Genomic DNA, 15323 nt, shown 5'->3' on the forward strand with positions numbered 1-15323 from the left:
GCGCTCGCGTATCCCTCAGCCGAGCTCCAGCGTCGTCGTCGCAAGCACGCGGGACGCATCGCCCGCCGGTACGCCGTTGCGGTACATGCGCGCGGTGGCGAACCCTTGCGTGAAGCCGGCCTGGTCCAGCCACCTACCGAAGCCGTGCCCCGTGTCGGGCACGTCGAGATGCAGCTCCTCGCCGCCGGTCGCTGCGCCGAGGGCGGCAAGGAGAGCCATCCCGTCCGCCAGCGTGTCGGCGAAGAGCGGCCCGACCTTCCACCCCTGAAGGCATTTTCGCGCCGCGCCATAGCCGACGACGCGCCCGTCCCTGATCGCCATGCGCGCGACGCGCGGGCCCGAAACCCAGGCGGACAGGAAGGCCTCGCGTGGGGCCGGGAAGACAGCCGCGTCATAGGCGGCAACGCCGGGATCGGCCGGGGCGATGCGTGTGCCGTCCGGCGGTTCGGCCTCCGGCGCCTGTCCCGAAAAGCGCAAGGTGCGATAGGCGACGGCAAAGCCCATGCTGCGGTAGTTGTCTTCCTGCGCCGGCACGCCGTCGAGGCCGATGCAGCGCTCGCCGAGCCTTGCCATGCCGGCATCCCAGACCCGGCGCCCCAGTCCCTTGCCACGCAGGTCCGGCCGGCAGATGTAGAGCCCGATGAAGCCGAAGTCTGGCCCATAGGAGACGGCGGAAATCCCCGCTGCCATTTCGGTGCCGAGGAAGAGCCCCAGAAAGCCGCCGGGGTCGGCGGCATGGAAGGCCGGGGCGTCATCGAGTCCGGGGTTCCAGCCCTCGCCGGCGGCCCAGTCGATCAGGAGGGGCAGTTCATCGGGGGCAAGCGCGCGCAGTGTCTGTTCGGTCATTCGGTCCCTGCCGGCATCGGAGCGAAGGAGGCCATGGCGCCGCTGTAGCGCTTCGGCGAGGGGGCAGCATAGGCGCCTCGCTTGGAGGTGAACAGCCCGAGCGCGGCAAGCGCCTCCGCCTGTTTCACCGCGGCACTCACTCCGTCGATTACCGGAACGCCGAACTCCTCGGACAGGCGGCGGGCAAGGTCGGCCATGCCGGCGCAGCCGAGCACGATCGCCTCCGCATGGTCTTGTGTCAGCGCCGCCCGGATCTCTGCCCGTAGCAGCTCGCCGGAACCCGATGCCGGGTCCTCCAGCGACAACACCGACATGCCGGCGGCGCGCACCCTTGCTCGGCCCGCCATGCCGTAGCGCGCGACCAGATCCTCGACCGGCACGCGTGCGGCCTCGGCCGTCGTCACCACGGTGAAACGGCGGGCAACGAAGGCGGCGAGTGATAGCGCCGCCTCGCAGATGCCGAGCACCGGAATGCGCGCCATCGCTCGTGCCGCATCGAGCCCGGTATCGTCGAAACAGGCGATCACCGCGGCCCGGGCGCCGGCCCATTCTCCCTCGCGGATTTCGGCGAGCAACCCCGGCACGGACAGGGCCTCGTCGTAATAGCCCTCGATGGAGGCGGGGCCTGCCTGCGAAGTAGCGGCGATGATCCGCGTACCAGGAGCCGCGACGGCCTTGGCCGCGGCCTCGATGGTGCGGGTCATTGAGGCGGTGCTGTTCGGGTTGACGATCAGGAGGTCCATTGTCTGCCGTCCGTCACGCGGTGCCCTGGCCGCGGGCGCGGCGGCGGCCGAGCCAGAGTATGGCACCGAGCGTTGCCACGATGACGAGGAAGGAGAACAGCGTCGTCACGGTGCCGAGCGCGTAGAGCACCGGTGTCGTGACGTTGGTGGTCATGCCGTAGATCTCCAGCGGCAGGGTGTTGTAGGTGCCCGAGGTCATCAGCGAGCGGGCGAACTCGTCATAGGACAGGGTGAAGCCGAACAGGCCGACGCCGACCAGCATCGGCGCGATCATCGGCAGCAGAACGTGCAGGAAGGTCTGCCAGGCGCTGGCGCCAAGGTCCCGCGCGGCTTCCTCGTAGGCGGGCGAGAAGCGGTTGAACACGGCGAACATGATCAGCACGCCGAAGGGCAGGGTCCAGGTCAGGTGCGCGCCGAAGGCGGAGCTGTACCAGGCCGGGCGCAGGCCCACCTGCTGATACATCACGCCGATGCCGAGCGAGACGATGATCGAGGGCACCACCAGGCTGGCGACCGAGAGGTAGAACAGCGGCGTTGCGGCGAAGAAGCGGCGGCGGAAGGCGAGGCCCGCCAGCAGCGACACCACGACGGTGACCAGCATGACGCCGATACCCAGCGCCAGCGAGCGGCGGAAGCTGCCGCCGAAATCGCCGACCGCCTGGCGCTCCGTCAGGTTGCGGAACCAGTGCAGCGAGGTGCCGTTGAGCGGGAAGGTCAGCCCGCCGTCCGGTCCTTGGAAGGACAGGATGACGATGGCCGACAGCGGCCCGTAGAGGAACACCACGAACAGCGCGAAGAACAGCGCCAGGATCCAGAACTCGAGGCCGCGGGGCTCGCTCATCTCACAGCTCCTTGCGGATGTCGACGACGCGCAGGATCGCGGCGACGAGCAGGAGGACGATGGCCAGCAGCACCACCGCATTCGCGGCGGCGGCCGGATATTGCAGCAAGGACATCTGGTTGCGCATCATCAGGGCGACCGAGGCGCTCTGCCCGCCCGACATCACCTGGACGGTGATGAAGTCGGCCATCACCAGCGTCACGACGAAGATCGTGCCGATCGCCATGCCGGGCTTGGTCAGCGGCAGGATCACGTTGGTCAGCACCTGGAGGCTGGAGGCGCCGGCATCGCGCGCCGCCTCGATGAGCGAACGGTCGATGCGCATCAACGTGTTGAAGATCGGCGTCACCATGAACAGCGTGTAGAGATGCACCATGGCCAGCACCACGGCGAAATCGGAATAGAGCAGCCATTCGACCGGGGCCGGCACGATGCCGAGATCGACGAGCACCGTGTTGACCAGCCCGTTGCGTCCGAGCACCGGGATCCAAGAGATCATCCGGATGATGTTGGAGGTCAGGAACGGCACCGTGCAGACCAGGAACAGCACCATCTGCATGGTCTGGCTGCGCACGTGGAAGGCGAGGAAATAGGCGACCCAGAAGCCGATGAAGAGGGTCAGGACCCAGACGATCACGGCATATTTGAACGTGTTGAGATAGATCCGCCAGGTCACCGCCGAGCCCAGCGTCTCGATGTAGTTGGTCAGCACGAAGTCGGGATAGAGCCGGGCGAAGTCGTAGTCCCAGAAGCTCACCGCGACGATCATCGCCAGCGGCGCCAGCAGGAAGGCGCCGAGGATCAGCGCCAGCGGGGCCGCCTGCAGATAGGCGGCGGCAGCCTTGCCGAAGCGGGCGAGACGGCGGGCGGGCGGCGTCCCGTCCGGTTCGCTCATCGGGGCGGCAGGCGGATTGGCGGCAGCGGTCATGCCTCGGCTCCGGTGCGGGGTTCGTAAGGGGCGGGAAACCGCTCTCCCGGGCGGCAAGCCGTTCCGGGAGAGCGGAAAAGCGCGCGTCAGGCGGCGATGAACTCGTTCCAGCGGCGGACCATGTAGCGGTCCTCGTCCATGACCGAGTTCCAGCAGGCGACCTTGCCCATGCGCTCGGTGAAGGAGCCGCCGTCGCGTACGGCGCCGGCCTTTTCCATCACCTTGCCGTCCGGCGACAGGATGTCGCCCTGCGCCGGCTTGCCCTCGACCCAGAAGCCCCACTCGTCCTCGGACATGTACTCCTTCGCCGTCTCCATGGCGGCGGAGTAGTAGCCCTGGCGGTTGAGATAGGCGCCGACCCAGCCGGACAGGTACCAGTCGATATATTCGTAGGCCGCGTCGAGCTTGGCGCCCGAAAGATGCTTGGCAAGGCCGATGCCGCCGCCCCAGGCGCGGTAGCCTTCCTTGAGGGGCTGGTAGACGCAGGGGATGCCGCGCGAGCGCACGGCGGCGACTGCGGGCGACCACATCGACTGGATCACCACCTCGCCCGAGGCCATCAGGTTGACGCTCTCGTCGAACGACTTCCAGAAGGCGCGGAACTGGCCGTCCTTCTTTGCCTTGATGAGGAAGTCGATGGTCTTGTCGATCTCCTCCTGGGTCATGTTGCCCTTGTCGGCATACTGGATCTCGCCCAGTGCCTCCATGATCATCGCCGCGTCCATGATGCCGATGGAGGGGATGTTGAGGATCGAGGTCTTGCCCTTGAAGGCCGGGTCCATGATGTCGGCCCAGCTGGTGATCTCGCGGCCGACCAGATCCGGGCGGATGCCCAGCGTGTCGGCGTTGTAGATCGTCGGCACCATGGTCAGCCAGTCGGTCGGGGCGCTGGCGAAGGTGGTGGAGTCCTTGCCGTCGACGAAGCCGACGGTGTGCGGCGCCGTGCCTTGCGCGATGACGCTGTCCGGCGCCAGCTTGCCGTCGATGAACAGCGGCACGATCTTGTCGTAATACTTCAGCCGCGAGACCTCCATCGGCTGCATGACGCCGGCCGGGAACACCTTCTTGGCGATCCAGTACTCGATATCGGCGATGTCGTAGCTATCCGGCTGGGTGACGGCGCGCTGGGCGGCGGCGTCGGAATCGGTCGCCGTCATTTCCAGCGTGATGCCGAGGTCTTCCTTGCACTTCTCGGCGATGGCATTGAGGTTCGACACGCCGGTGCCAAACTGGCGCAGGGTGATCGGGTTCTGCGCCCAGATGGTCGGGAAGCCGGTGATGGCGCCGCTGCCCGCGACAAGGCCGGCGGCGGCCGCGCCGGTCTTCAACAGCGTGCGGCGGGAGAGCCCGCCGGTACCGGCGGCGGTCTTGCTGGTCGGTGTCGTCGTCATTGTCATTTCCCCTCTTTGTGATGGTCGGCCTTGGTTTTTCAGGAAGCGAGACGGCCGAGGACGATGGCGTCCTCCCGGTTCCACGCGAGCGGCGCCGCATCGCCGACCTTCACGGGCGCGGCGAAGAAATCGGTGTCGCTGACGATTGCTGTGAAGTCGTCCACGCCGGCTCCGGCGACGGTGAGCTTCACCGACGAGCCGCGATATTCGATGTTCTCGACGACGCCGGTGAAGCCGAGGCCGGGTGCCGAGGCCGGGCCGATCCGCACCCGGTCGGTACGCACGGCAATGTCGATGGGCGCGTCCGCGTCCTGCGGCGCGCCTATGGCGGAAAACAGCCCGCCGCCCGCCGGGGCGATGTTGACGCCGCGCTCGTCGCGGCCCGCAAGGCGCCCGGAAATGACATTGTGATCGCCCATGAAGCGGGCGACGAAGGCAGTGGCGGGCCGCTCGAACACGTCACGCGGGGCGGCCGCCTGCTCGATCCGCCCGGCATTCATCACCACGATCACGTCGGCGAGCGCCATCGCCTCTTCCTGCGAGTGGGTGACATGCACGAAGGTGATGCCGAGCGAGGCCTGCAGCCGCTTCAGCTCGGCGCGCATCTTCACCTTCAGGAACGGGTCGAGTGCCGACAGCGGCTCGTCGAGCAGCAAGGCCTGCGGATCGGTGATCAAGGCACGGGCGAGCGCCACGCGCTGCTGCTGGCCGCCCGACAACTGCGCCGGCCGGCGCGAGGCGTAGGGCTCCATATGCACCAGCTGCAGCATGTCCAGAGCCCGGCGCCGCCGCTCGTCCTTTGCCACGCCCTTCATCTTCAGGCTGAAGGCGACATTGTCGGTGACGTCGAGATGCGGAAACAGCGCGTAGGACTGGAACATCATCGAGGTGCCGCGCCGCGCCGGCGGCAGGTCGGTCACCACCTGGTTGCCGAGCCGCACATCGCCTCCTGAGATGCTTTCGTGACCGGCGATCATCCGCAGCGTCGTGCTCTTGCCGCAGCCCGACGGCCCCAGCAGGCAGCAATAGCTGCCGGCCGGGATCTTCAGGCTGATCGCATGCACGGCCGTGGTCGACCCGTAGACCTTGGTGACGGAGGCAATGTCGATGGCGGCAGCCTTGCTCATATGCGTTCCCCTCTGACGTGCATGCTGCAATGCATCATGTGTGCCAGTCGCACCGCGCGGGCGCTTCGTCAGGAATCGCAAGGGCTTCGGGGAAGGTTGCGGCAGCCCGCTGAATGAGCGCTCTGCTGCGCTGCACAGATTCTGTGCGATTGTCTGCAAAGCATGAAAAGATTGTATGCAATCTAGTCAGCGGATCGTGTGCGGTCCCTGTGCGCGGCGAGCGAAACGCGCTACAAGAACGGCAGGGAATCACATGCCATGACCGCTTACGACCATGCCGCCGCCGGCGGCCAGCTCTCCGACGACCGCGCCGGTGCGATCCGCGACCGGCTGCGCCTGGCCATTGTCGGGCGCAAGCTGGCACCCGGTACCAAGCTGTCGGAGGCAGAGGTCGGCGCCCTGTTCGACGTCAGCCGCACGGTCGTGCGCGCGGCGCTGCAGATGCTGGCCTTCGAGGGGCTGGTGCGCAGCGAGCGCAATCGCGGCGCATTCGTCGCCAATCCCTCGCCCGACGAGGCGCGGCAGATCTTCGCCTCCCGCCGCCTGATCGAGCCGGGCATCGCCCGCGAGGCCTGCGCCCGCGTCGATGCGGCCGCGCTGGAGCGTTTCGCCGTGCTGATCGCCGAGGAGGCGAGCCAGATCGCCGCTGCCGGGCCGCAGGCGCGCCAGGCCGAGATCAAGGCATCCGGAGATTTCCACCTGCTGCTGGCCGAGGTGGCGGGCAACGCCATTCTGCACCGCTTCATGGAGGAGCTGGTGGCCCGCTCCTCGTTGGTGATTGCGCTGTATGGGCGCTCGGATGCTTCCAGCTGCGCCCATGCCGAGCATCGCGGCATCCTCGACGCGCTGGCCGCGGGCGATGCGGACCGGCTCGCCCGGCTGGTCGGCGAACATATCGACCATATCGAGGCCGACCTCGACCTTGCTCCGCAGGGCCGCGCCCCGGCGCTGAAGGATGCGCTCGGTTTCTAAAGCTTCGTCTCGCGCGCCTCGGCCGCCCGCTCCGCCTCGAACATGTAGTCCCGGGTGATCGGCACCGTGTCGATCCGCTTTGCCAGCTGCAGCTGGAACACCATGTTGGTGCGCCGCCGGAAGCCGACCTCGCACAGCGCCAGATAGAATTCCCACATCCTGAGGAAACGCGCGTCGTAGATCTTCAGAACCTCGTCGCTGCGGGCGAGGAACCGCTCACGCCAGTGGCGCAGCGTCTCCGCATAGTGCAGCCGCAGGATCTCGACATCGGTAGCATAAAGCCCGGTCTTCTCCACTTCGGTGAACACTTCCGACATCGCCGGCAGGTCGGCGCCAGGAAAAATGTACTTGCGGATGAAAGGGTTGATCGGAGCAGGCACGTCCGAATAGCCGATGGCGTGGATCAGCGCGACGCCGTCGTCGGCAAGGAGCTCGCGCAGCCTCAAGAAATATTCGAGGTAATGCCGCTTGCCGACATGCTCGAACATGCCGACCGAGACGACCCGGTCGAAGGGGCCTTGCTGCTCGCGGTAGTCCTTGAGGTGAAACGACACCCGGTCGCCAGCCGGCGAGCGGGCAGCGCGTGCGTTTGCGTGGGCATATTGCTCCTCGCTCAGCGTCACGCCGGTGACCTCGGCACCGTGCTCCTCGGCAAGGTAGAGCGCCAGCCCGCCCCAGCCCGAGCCGATGTCGAGAACCTTCAGGCCCGGCCGGTCGAGCATCAGCTTGGCCGCGATATGCCGCTTCTTATTGAGCTGCGCCTCTTCCAGCGTGTCGTCGGGCGAGCGGAAATAGGCGCAGGAATACTGGCGGTCGCTGTCGAGAAAGAGATCGTAGAGTGCCGGCGACAGGTCGTAGTGATGGGCGACGTTGCGCCGGGCTCGGCCCATCGGATTGGACTGTTTCAGCCGCGCGGTGACGCGCTCCAGCAGCGACAGCCAGGGATGGCTGGCTTCCGTACCGTAGTTGCGGGCAAGCAGGTCGAGAAACTCGTACAGCCTGCCGTCGTCGACCGACAGGCTGCCGTCCATATAGGCCTCGCCGATGCCGAGCACCGGGTTGCGGACCAACTGCCAATCGGAGGCCTGCGGCGACAGGCGGACGGTTGCGAGCGGCTCCGAGCCGTCGCCCAGAAGATGGCGGCGGCCGGTCCTGTCGATCACGGCAAGGCTGCCGCGGCGAAGGATGGTACGAAGGATGCGCAGGAAGATCATGGGTGGGGCTCGCGCTCATGTGGGTCCGGGTCGGGCCGCCGGGGAGGCGGTCCACATGCACAGGCGAGCGACGGGAGGACCCGCCGCAGGGCGAGCCTAGCACGGCATCGCTGCCGAGCGAAAGGCGGCCAATGCCGGCCTAGAAACTGGGCGGCGTGCAGGCGCTGACCACGATGCAGGGCTCCGGCCCGACGGCGCGAAAGCGGTGCGGCTCGGTGCTGTCGAAGGCATAGGCATCGCCCGGCCCCAGGATCTTGCGCTGGTCGCCGACCGTCACCTCCAGCCGGCCGGAGATCACCACGCCGCCCTCCTCGCCATCATGCGAGAGCGGCGCGCGCCCGGTATCGGCGCCGGGCTCGTAGCGTTCATGCAGGATCTGTAACCGCCGGCCGAACAGGTTACCCCCGACCTGGCGGTAGGAAATCCTCCCCTTGCCGATTTCCTTGAGCTCTTCTGCCTGGAAGAACACCTGCCGCTCGGCGCCGGGCTCGAAGGCGAAGAAGTCGGTGAGGCTGACGGGGATACCGTCGAGCACCCGCTTCAGCGCGCCGACGGACGGGTTCATGCGGCCGGACTCGATCAGCGAGATCGTCGCGTTGGTGACGCCGGCCCGTTTGGCCAGCGTCCTCTGGGACAGGCCGTGCGCGGCGCGCAGCGTCCGCAACCTGCCGCCGATATCGAGTTCCGCATCGCCGCCGTTAGACATGTTTACGATCCCGAACGTTTTTCTGCTCGGGCTAGTAAAAACAATGGCTTGCGAAAATCAAGAAACAGACTGTTTCAGGATGGAAAAAGGGCGCAGGCTGCACGCTGACAAAAAACCGCCAGAGAGGCCGCCATGGACATGCTGGACGACACGCCCCGGGGCAAGAGCAATCGCAAGCTCGACGCCTACTGGATGCCCTTTACCGCCAACCGCCAGTTCAAGGCGTCGCCGCGCATGCTGGTCGGTGCCAAGGGGCTGCACTACACCAGCGACGACGGGCGCGAGATCCTCGACGGCACCGCCGGTCTGTGGTGCTGCAATGCCGGCCACGGCCACACCGAGATCGCCGATGCGGTGCATCGCCAGCTGCTCGAGATGGACTACGCGCCGTCCTTCCAGATGGGCCATCCGCTGGCGTTCGAATTCGCCGAGCGGCTCAAGGATCTGGCGCCGGACGGCTTCGAGCACGTCTTCTTCACCGGTTCGGGTTCCGAATCCGTCGACACGGCGCTGAAGATCGCGCTGGCCTGGCACAGGGCCCGCGGCGAGGGCTCGCGCACCCGCCTGATCGGCCGCGAGCGCGGCTATCACGGCGTCGGCTTCGGCGGCATCTCCGTCGGCGGCCTCGTCAACAACCGTCGCCATTTCGGCACGCTGCTGACCGGCGTCGACCACCTGCCGCATACTCATGCGCCGGAGCACAACGCCTTCTCGCGCGGCCAGCCGGAATGGGGCGCGCATCTTGCCGATGATCTGGAGCGCCTCGTCGGCCTGCACGGCGCGGAGACCATCGCTGCCGTGATCGTCGAGCCGGTCGCCGGGTCCACCGGCGTGCTGGTGCCGCCGAAGGGCTACCTGCAGCGGTTGCGCGAGATCTGCGACAAGCACGGCATCCTGCTGATCTTCGACGAGGTGATCACCGGGTTCGGCCGCCTCGGCACGCCCTTCGCCTCGCAGTTCTTCGGCGTCATGCCGGACATCTTCACCACGGCCAAGGGCCTGACCAACGGCGCGGTGCCGATGGGCGCGGTCTTCACCACCGACCGCATCCACGATGCCTTCATGAACGGGCCGGAAGGCACGATCGAGCTGTTCCACGGCTACACCTATTCGGGCCACCCGATCGCCTGTGCCGCCGGCCTTGCCACGCTCGACATCTACGAGCGCGACGGGCTGCTGACCCGCGCCGCCTCTATCGCTCCGGCCTGGGAAGAGGCGCTGCACGGGTTGAAGGACGCGCCGCATGTGATCGACATCCGCAATCTCGGCCTGATCGGCGGCATCGAGCTCGCCTCCCGCCCCGGCGCGCCGGGCGCGCGCGCCTACGACGTGTTCACGGCCTGCTTCCAGGAAGGCTGCATGATCCGCGTCACCGGCGATGTCATCGCCATGTCGCCGCCGCTCTCCATCGGCGAGGCGGAGATCGCTCAGCTGATCGGCACGCTGCGCAAGGTGCTCGAGCGCACGCAGTAAAGCGCAGGCGGGGCGTCAGCCCTAGGACACAGCAGTCGGCCCGGGCACCTCGTCCGGGCCGCCGGCCTCGGCCCATAGCCGCGCCAGCTTGTCCGGATTGCGGACCAGATAGATCGCCTGCACGCGGCCATCGGCGACCTCCACGGCTGTCGCCTGCCGGGTACCGTCCGCCTCCAGGGCAAGTTCCCCGGGCAGTCCGTTGAGCTGCACCCGGCAGCGCCAGGCGGGCGGGCGGCCGAACTTGCGCGCCACGCCGGCAAAGAACCGGGCAATGCGCAGGGCGCCGCGGATCAGGTTGCGGGCCGCGATCTTCTGCCCGCCGCCGTCCGAATGCAGCACCGCTCCCTCGGCCAGCAAGCGGCTCAGCCCCTCGACATCGTTCTGCCGTGCCGCGTTCAGGAAGGCGGACGCCACGGCTTCGTGCTCCTGTTCATCGACGGAAAAACGCGGCCGCGCCTTGCGGATGTTGTCGCGGGCCCGGCTGGCGAGCTGCCGGCAGGCGGCCTCGCTGCGCCCCAGCGAGGCGGCGATCTCGCCGAAGCCGATATCGAAGACGTCGTGGAGCAGGAAAGCCGCCCGTTCCAGCGGCGAAAGCCGCTCCAGCGCCAGCATCAGCGCGAAGGAAATGTCGGAGGCGAAGGTCTCTTCCGGCGGCTCGGCAGGTGCGCCGCCGGCCGCGCCGAGCATCGGTTCCGGCAGCCAGGGGCCGTCATAGGCCGCCTGTTCGCGGCGGCGGCGGCGCAGCCGGTCGAGGCAAAGGCGGGTGACGACGGTGGACAGGAACGCCTCCGGCTCCTCGACCTTGCTGCGGTCCGTGCGCTGCCAGCGCAGCCAGGCGTCCTGGACCACGTCTTCGGCATCGGCGCGCAGGCCGGTCATCCGGTAGGCGAGGCCGGTAAGCCGGCCCCGCACCTTCTCGAACGTGTCTACCGCGTTGCTCGCGGCGTCATGCTGCATGGGCCTTGCCCGTTCCCTTCGGGTGTTCGCTGCGAAAGCCCACCGCCAGCCGGTTCCAGGCGTTGATGGTGCAGATCAGCATCGACAGTTGTACCCGCTCCGCCTCGTCGAAATGCTCGGCGATGCCGGCGTAATCCTCGTCCGGCGCGCCGGTCTGCGCAAGCAGGGTCAGCGCCTCTGTCCACGCAAGCGCGGCCCGCTCGCGCGGCGAGTAGAGCGAGGATTCGCGCCAGGCCGGCAGCAGGTCGAGCCGGGTCTGGTCCATGCCGCCGGCCCGCGCGTCGCGCGAGTGCATGTGGAGGCAGTAGGCGCAGCCGTTGATCTGCGAGGCGCGCAGCTTCACCAGCTCGACGAGTTCGCGTTCCAGCGTGCCGCCGCGCGCGGCCGCGTCGAGCGCGAGCATCTGTTTCAGCATGTCGGGGGCGATATTGTAGTAGTCGAGACGGGCAGTCATGGGAGGTCTCCAGTGCGTTGGTGTCACTCCTTAGACGCTCGGGCTACCCCCGCTGTGACATGGCGCGTGAAAAAAATCTGCCCTCTCGTGCGGGGGCCGCTTCCCGCCGATTTCGAGTGCCTGTCCCCGTCCTTTGCCTTTCGCGGAAATCGAGACGGATTTTGCAAAATTCCGTCTCGAAATCGCGAAATTTCAGCGCGCGCCTCTCGAAGTCGCTGAACCATCGCCTCCGGGCCGTCGATCCGAATTCGGGCCGAGTGAGGGGCGGTTCGGGCGCCCGCACGAGCGCGCCTCGGGTCAGCGATGGAAAAATGCGATGTCAGACAAGCGGAGATTTCGGTTGATCGGGATCCTGGGGGATTAGTTTCTGGCCCTGGCCATTTCCGCGCGCATCCAGCTGGAATCGCCCCAGGTCGAAAGCCAGATCATCAGGTCGGTCAGGCCACTGACGAGCGGCAGCAGCAGGGCGCGGGAAAGGCCGCGCGCCTGCTGGTTGTTCTCGGCCTCGCGCAGATGCGTCAGCTCCTCTTGCTGGATCGAGGCGATGAGGGCGTGCAGCTGCGGATCACGGTCGGCAAGGAAGGCGAGCTGGTCCTCCAGGTGGCGGTGGACGGCGCTCTCCACGGCCTCCGTGCAGATCCAGACCGTGTTGCGCCCGCCGAGCGCGGTCAGGGCGCCGAGCACATAGCCGCCGAGGCTCCAGAGCGACATGATCCGGCACGGCCGGGCGCCGCGCGCGGGCATCGCTTCGCGAAACAGCCGGCAATGGTCGATCTCGTCGGCGCGCATCTCTTCCAGGGCCTGCACGATGTCGGGATAGAGGCGCCGGGCGACCGCGATCTGGGCACCGTAGATCCGGATCGCGCCGAACTCGCCCGCGTGGTTGACCTTGAGAATGCGGCGGATGGTGAGCTGCGGATCGCGGACGCGGGTGTCGGGCGCGACTGGCGGGCTGGTCTTCATCGATGTCGCTCGCCCCTTGTCGCCGATCAACGCAGCGACCAGTACAGAAAGAGCGGCGGCAACTCGTCAAGAGGAGGGACGCACGCTTTTTGGATGCGTGGACCCAAAACGGCGGCACCCGGCACCGCAGGCTGTGCTGCGGCGCCGGGTGCCATGTTGCGGCGATGGGGCGCCGTGCTCTGGCTTCCCGGTGCAGCCGGGAGCCCCGGCTTCCGGGCGCGGGGGTCTCCTTGCTGGTTCGGGTGCCAGTTTTGGGGTGGCGGGCGTCAGCCCGGACGTCAGGCGAACATCAGGCCAGCATCTTGGCGATGACGCGCTCGACCTCGGCGGCGATGCGCAGCAGCTGCTCGTCGCTGCCGAAGGCGCCGGCAAGCTGGACGCCGATGGGCAGGCCGGCCGAGTTGACGCCGCAGGGCAAGGTGATCGCCGGCAGGCCGGACTGGTTGAACGGCGTTGTGAAGCGGGTCAGCGCCGGATGCAGCGGCCGCTCGGCGCCGTCGATGATCACGCTGGTCGCGCCGATCTTCGGAGCGGTGGTCGCGATGGTCGGGGTGATCAGCACGTCGACATCGGCGAAGGCGGCCTGCAGCGCCTCGCGCTGCACCGTGCGCAGGCGCTGGGCCTTGACGTAGTCGACGGCCGCCAAGAACTGCCCGACCTCGAGCCGCACCCGAACATCCTCGCCGAGCAGCTCGGGATGCTCCGCCAGCGCCTGCCAATAGGCCTGCGAGGCCTCGGCGCTGACGGTCTGGACGTGGATCGGCAGGCAGTTCTCGACCGCGCTCAGGGGCGTGGGAACGATCGCGTGGCCTTCGCCGGCGAGCAGGGTGATCAGGCTCTCCAGGCGGGCAAGGATCTCGCCGTCGACCTCTTCGTAGAAATGGTTGGTCGGCTTGCCGAAGCGCAGGCGTCCGATCTCAAGGTCGGACGGGGGGACGCAGATCTCCGGCGCACGCCCCGCCATGACGGCGAAGAGCAGCGCGGCATCGCGCACGTTGCCGGCAATCGGCCCGACATGGTCGAGCGACCAGGCCAGCGGCATCACGCCCTCGCGGCTGATGCTCTCGTAGCTCGGCTTGAAGCCGGTCGCCCCGCACAGCGCGGACGGCAGGCGGATCGAGCCGGACGTGTCGGTGCCGACCGCCACCGGCGCAAGGCCGGCCACGACCGCACCGGCCGAGCCGGAGCTGGAGCCGCCGATGATGTGGCCGGGATGGCCGGGATTGGCGACGGCGCCGAAATGCGGGTTGATGCCGGTCGCGCCATAGGCGAGCTCGTGCAGGTTGGTCATGCCGCCGATCAGGGCGCCCGCCTTGCGCAGGTTGGCGACGACCGGCGCGTCGTCGTGGTCGAGGCTCGCCGGCATGGCCTTCGTGCCGCCGGTGCGCGGATAGCCGCGCACGAACATGTAATCCTTGACCGGCACCGGCACGCCGGCGAGCGGGCCGAGATCCTCGCCCTTCGCCGCGCGGTCGTCGAGATCGCGTGCCTCCTTGCGCACCAGGCCGGCGTCGAAGGCGGTGAAGAGGTTCATGTCGGCGACGGCTTCCGCGCGGGCGATATAGGCCTCGGCGATCTCCGACACCGAGACCTCGCCCCGCCGCACGCTGGCGGCAATGGCAAGGGCGGTGCCCGGCGCGCCGTCGCTCAAGGGCAGGGCGGCGGGCTTTTCGGCGGCGGCAGGAAGGCCGGCGGTAAACTGCGGCTGAGCGTCCTCATGCGGCAGGGCGGCGAACTGGCGCAGCTCCAGTTCGTTGACGCGCAGGCGCTCTTCCCACTGCGGGATGCGGTCCAGATGGCCGTAGTCGCGGTACTGCGCGACGGCGCGAAGCAGTTCCGGCAGGTCCTTGCTCTTCCACATGGGGCGGCTCCTCTCAGCTGGCGGCGGCGGCGGCGGCGGGGGACGTCATCCGGCCTTCGACCAGGAAGTCGTGCAGGTGACGATGGTAGAGGTCCGGCTGGGTCTGCGGGCAGAAATGCCCGCCGGTCGGCAGCGTGGTCAGGACCGCGTTCGGAATGTTCTGCGCCAGCTCGTTCCACAGGTAGCGCGGGGTGATCGCGTCATCCTCGGCGCCGATCACCAGGGTGCGCGAGGAAATGCGCGGCAGCTCTGCGCGGGAATCGAAGTCGAGCAGCACGCCGATGCGGCTGGCGATGATCTCCTCGCTGCCGCTTTCCCCGACCGTCGGGGTCAGGGCCTCGGGCTCCTCGCCGAAATACCAGGGCGGGTAGCGGAACAGCCGGCCGAACTGCTCGTACGCCTCGAGCCCCAGTCCCTTGAGGACGGCGAGGCGCAGGCCGAACAGGCTGCGGAAATAGGCATCGCCATGCGCCCAGGAGGCGCTGAGCACCAGGTCGCCGACCCGCTCGGGACGGGTGAGGGCCATGGTCTGGGCGATGATGCCGCCGGTCGAATGGCCGACGATGGACGCGCGCTCGACGCCGAGATGGTCCATCAGGGCCAGCACGTCGTTCGCCATCAGCTCGACCGTATAGTCGCTGGTCTGCGTCTCGCTGCGGCCGGTGCCGCGGTGATCATGCAGGACGACCTGAAAGTCGCGCGCCAGACGCTCGGCCTGGGCGCGCCAGAACTCGCCGACGCCGCCGAGACCGGAGACGAGGAACAGGGGGCGTCCGTGCCCGAGCACCTCGTAGTGGAGCCGCCCGTTTTCGATATCTGCAAAGGCCAATACACACTTCCCGGTCTT

The 15323-nt window shown here is 68.0% G+C and carries 15 protein-coding genes; 2 read left to right on the forward strand and 13 right to left on the reverse strand.

Annotation, left to right across the window (positions count from 1 at the left end):
* Window positions 1-15: 15 nt before the first annotated feature.
* From ACVJ6E_RS18820 to ACVJ6E_RS18845, 6 genes are all read right to left on the reverse strand, one after another.
* A complete protein-coding gene (locus ACVJ6E_RS18820; RefSeq protein ID WP_120270623.1) occupies window positions 16-846 on the reverse strand; it encodes a GNAT family N-acetyltransferase in 831 nt (276 codons plus the stop codon).
* On the reverse strand, window positions 843-1589 hold the full coding sequence (locus ACVJ6E_RS18825; RefSeq protein WP_120270622.1) for an aspartate/glutamate racemase family protein: 747 nt from the start codon (window positions 1587-1589) through the stop codon (window positions 843-845). Before ACVJ6E_RS18825 ends, ACVJ6E_RS18820 begins: the two co-directional genes overlap by 4 nt.
* Window positions 1590-1602: 13 nt before the next feature.
* Complete coding sequence (locus ACVJ6E_RS18830) at window positions 1603-2430, reverse strand: ABC transporter permease (protein ID WP_120270621.1); 828 nt, start codon at window positions 2428-2430, stop codon at window positions 1603-1605.
* Window position 2431: 1 nt separating this feature from the next.
* Window positions 2432-3325 carry an ABC transporter permease gene (locus tag ACVJ6E_RS18835; protein WP_120270757.1) on the reverse strand — a complete coding sequence of 298 codons (894 nt, stop codon included), beginning with the start codon at window positions 3323-3325 and terminating at the stop codon, window positions 2432-2434.
* A 119-nt stretch (window positions 3326-3444) separates the two neighbouring features.
* Window positions 3445-4749 (reverse strand): ABC transporter substrate-binding protein, encoded by a 1305-nt coding sequence (locus tag ACVJ6E_RS18840; protein WP_120270620.1) that lies wholly within the window; start codon window positions 4747-4749, stop codon window positions 3445-3447.
* Between the two features lie 38 nt (window positions 4750-4787).
* A complete protein-coding gene (locus tag ACVJ6E_RS18845; RefSeq protein WP_120270619.1) occupies window positions 4788-5876 on the reverse strand; it encodes an ABC transporter ATP-binding protein in 1089 nt (362 codons plus the stop codon).
* 258 nt (window positions 5877-6134) lie between these two features.
* On the opposite strand from ACVJ6E_RS18845, the gene ACVJ6E_RS18850 reads away from it, so the two are divergent.
* Complete coding sequence (locus tag ACVJ6E_RS18850) at window positions 6135-6848, forward strand: GntR family transcriptional regulator (RefSeq protein ID WP_120270618.1); 714 nt, start codon at window positions 6135-6137, stop codon at window positions 6846-6848.
* Here the strand turns inward: ACVJ6E_RS18850 and ACVJ6E_RS18855 are convergent.
* Window positions 6845-8062, reverse strand: coding sequence for an SAM-dependent methyltransferase (locus ACVJ6E_RS18855; protein ID WP_120270617.1), 1218 nt, complete (start codon window positions 8060-8062; stop codon window positions 6845-6847). The two genes, ACVJ6E_RS18850 and ACVJ6E_RS18855, sit on opposite strands and share 4 nt — an antisense overlap.
* A gap of 139 nt (window positions 8063-8201) precedes the next feature.
* A complete protein-coding gene (locus ACVJ6E_RS18860) occupies window positions 8202-8768 on the reverse strand; it encodes a cupin domain-containing protein (protein WP_067223052.1) in 567 nt (188 codons plus the stop codon).
* A 138-nt stretch (window positions 8769-8906) separates the two neighbouring features.
* Here ACVJ6E_RS18860 and aptA point away from each other — a divergent pair, with 138 nt between their 5' ends.
* Window positions 8907-10241, forward strand: a complete 1335-nt coding sequence (gene aptA, locus ACVJ6E_RS18865) for an omega-aminotransferase AptA (RefSeq protein WP_208996889.1) — start codon at window positions 8907-8909, stop codon at window positions 10239-10241.
* Window positions 10242-10262: 21 nt separating this feature from the next.
* On the opposite strand, the gene sigJ is transcribed toward aptA, so the two are convergent.
* From sigJ to ACVJ6E_RS18890, 5 genes are all read right to left on the reverse strand, one after another.
* Window positions 10263-11198, reverse strand: a complete 936-nt coding sequence (gene sigJ / locus ACVJ6E_RS18870; RefSeq protein ID WP_120270615.1) for an RNA polymerase sigma factor SigJ — start codon at window positions 11196-11198, stop codon at window positions 10263-10265.
* On the reverse strand, window positions 11188-11652 hold the full coding sequence (locus ACVJ6E_RS18875; RefSeq protein ID WP_120270614.1) for a carboxymuconolactone decarboxylase family protein: 465 nt from the start codon (window positions 11650-11652) through the stop codon (window positions 11188-11190). The genes sigJ and ACVJ6E_RS18875 overlap by 11 nt, the downstream gene beginning before the upstream one ends.
* Before the next feature lie 360 nt (window positions 11653-12012).
* Window positions 12013-12615: a demethoxyubiquinone hydroxylase family protein gene (locus tag ACVJ6E_RS18880; RefSeq protein WP_120270613.1), complete on the reverse strand. Its 603-nt coding sequence runs from the start codon at window positions 12613-12615 to the stop codon at window positions 12013-12015.
* Between the two features lie 289 nt (window positions 12616-12904).
* Entirely contained in the window at window positions 12905-14476 is a 1572-nt protein-coding gene (locus ACVJ6E_RS18885; protein WP_120270612.1) for an amidase, read from the reverse strand.
* A 13-nt stretch (window positions 14477-14489) separates the two neighbouring features.
* A complete protein-coding gene (locus ACVJ6E_RS18890) occupies window positions 14490-15305 on the reverse strand; it encodes an alpha/beta fold hydrolase (RefSeq protein WP_120270611.1) in 816 nt (271 codons plus the stop codon).
* Window positions 15306-15323: the final 18 nt, after the last annotated feature.

Source organism: Stappia sp. G46H5W (genome assembly GCF_058448995.1).

Bases quoted from the DNA above. Each gene is read 5' to 3' on its own strand.
- ACVJ6E_RS18820 (WP_120270623.1), bottom strand. From the start codon at position 846: ATGACCGAACAGACACTGCGCGCGCTTGCCCCCGATGAACTGCCCCTC.
- ACVJ6E_RS18825 (WP_120270622.1), bottom strand. From the start codon at position 1,589: ATGGACCTCCTGATCGTCAACCCGAACAGCACCGCCTCAATGACCCGC.
- ACVJ6E_RS18830 (WP_120270621.1), bottom strand. From the start codon at position 2,430: ATGAGCGAGCCCCGCGGCCTCGAGTTCTGGATCCTGGCGCTGTTCTTC.
- ACVJ6E_RS18835 (WP_120270757.1), bottom strand. From the start codon at position 3,325: ATGAGCGAACCGGACGGGACGCCGCCCGCCCGCCGTCTCGCCCGCTTC.
- ACVJ6E_RS18840 (WP_120270620.1), bottom strand. From the start codon at position 4,749: ATGACGACGACACCGACCAGCAAGACCGCCGCCGGTACCGGCGGGCTC.
- ACVJ6E_RS18845 (WP_120270619.1), bottom strand. From the start codon at position 5,876: ATGAGCAAGGCTGCCGCCATCGACATTGCCTCCGTCACCAAGGTCTAC.
- ACVJ6E_RS18850 (WP_120270618.1), top strand. From the start codon at position 6,135: ATGACCGCTTACGACCATGCCGCCGCCGGCGGCCAGCTCTCCGACGAC.
- ACVJ6E_RS18855 (WP_120270617.1), bottom strand. From the start codon at position 8,062: ATGATCTTCCTGCGCATCCTTCGTACCATCCTTCGCCGCGGCAGCCTT.
- ACVJ6E_RS18860 (WP_067223052.1), bottom strand. From the start codon at position 8,768: ATGTCTAACGGCGGCGATGCGGAACTCGATATCGGCGGCAGGTTGCGG.
- aptA (WP_208996889.1), top strand. From the start codon at position 8,907: ATGCTGGACGACACGCCCCGGGGCAAGAGCAATCGCAAGCTCGACGCC.
- sigJ (WP_120270615.1), bottom strand. From the start codon at position 11,198: ATGCAGCATGACGCCGCGAGCAACGCGGTAGACACGTTCGAGAAGGTG.
- ACVJ6E_RS18875 (WP_120270614.1), bottom strand. From the start codon at position 11,652: ATGACTGCCCGTCTCGACTACTACAATATCGCCCCCGACATGCTGAAA.
- ACVJ6E_RS18880 (WP_120270613.1), bottom strand. From the start codon at position 12,615: ATGAAGACCAGCCCGCCAGTCGCGCCCGACACCCGCGTCCGCGATCCG.
- ACVJ6E_RS18885 (WP_120270612.1), bottom strand. From the start codon at position 14,476: ATGTGGAAGAGCAAGGACCTGCCGGAACTGCTTCGCGCCGTCGCGCAG.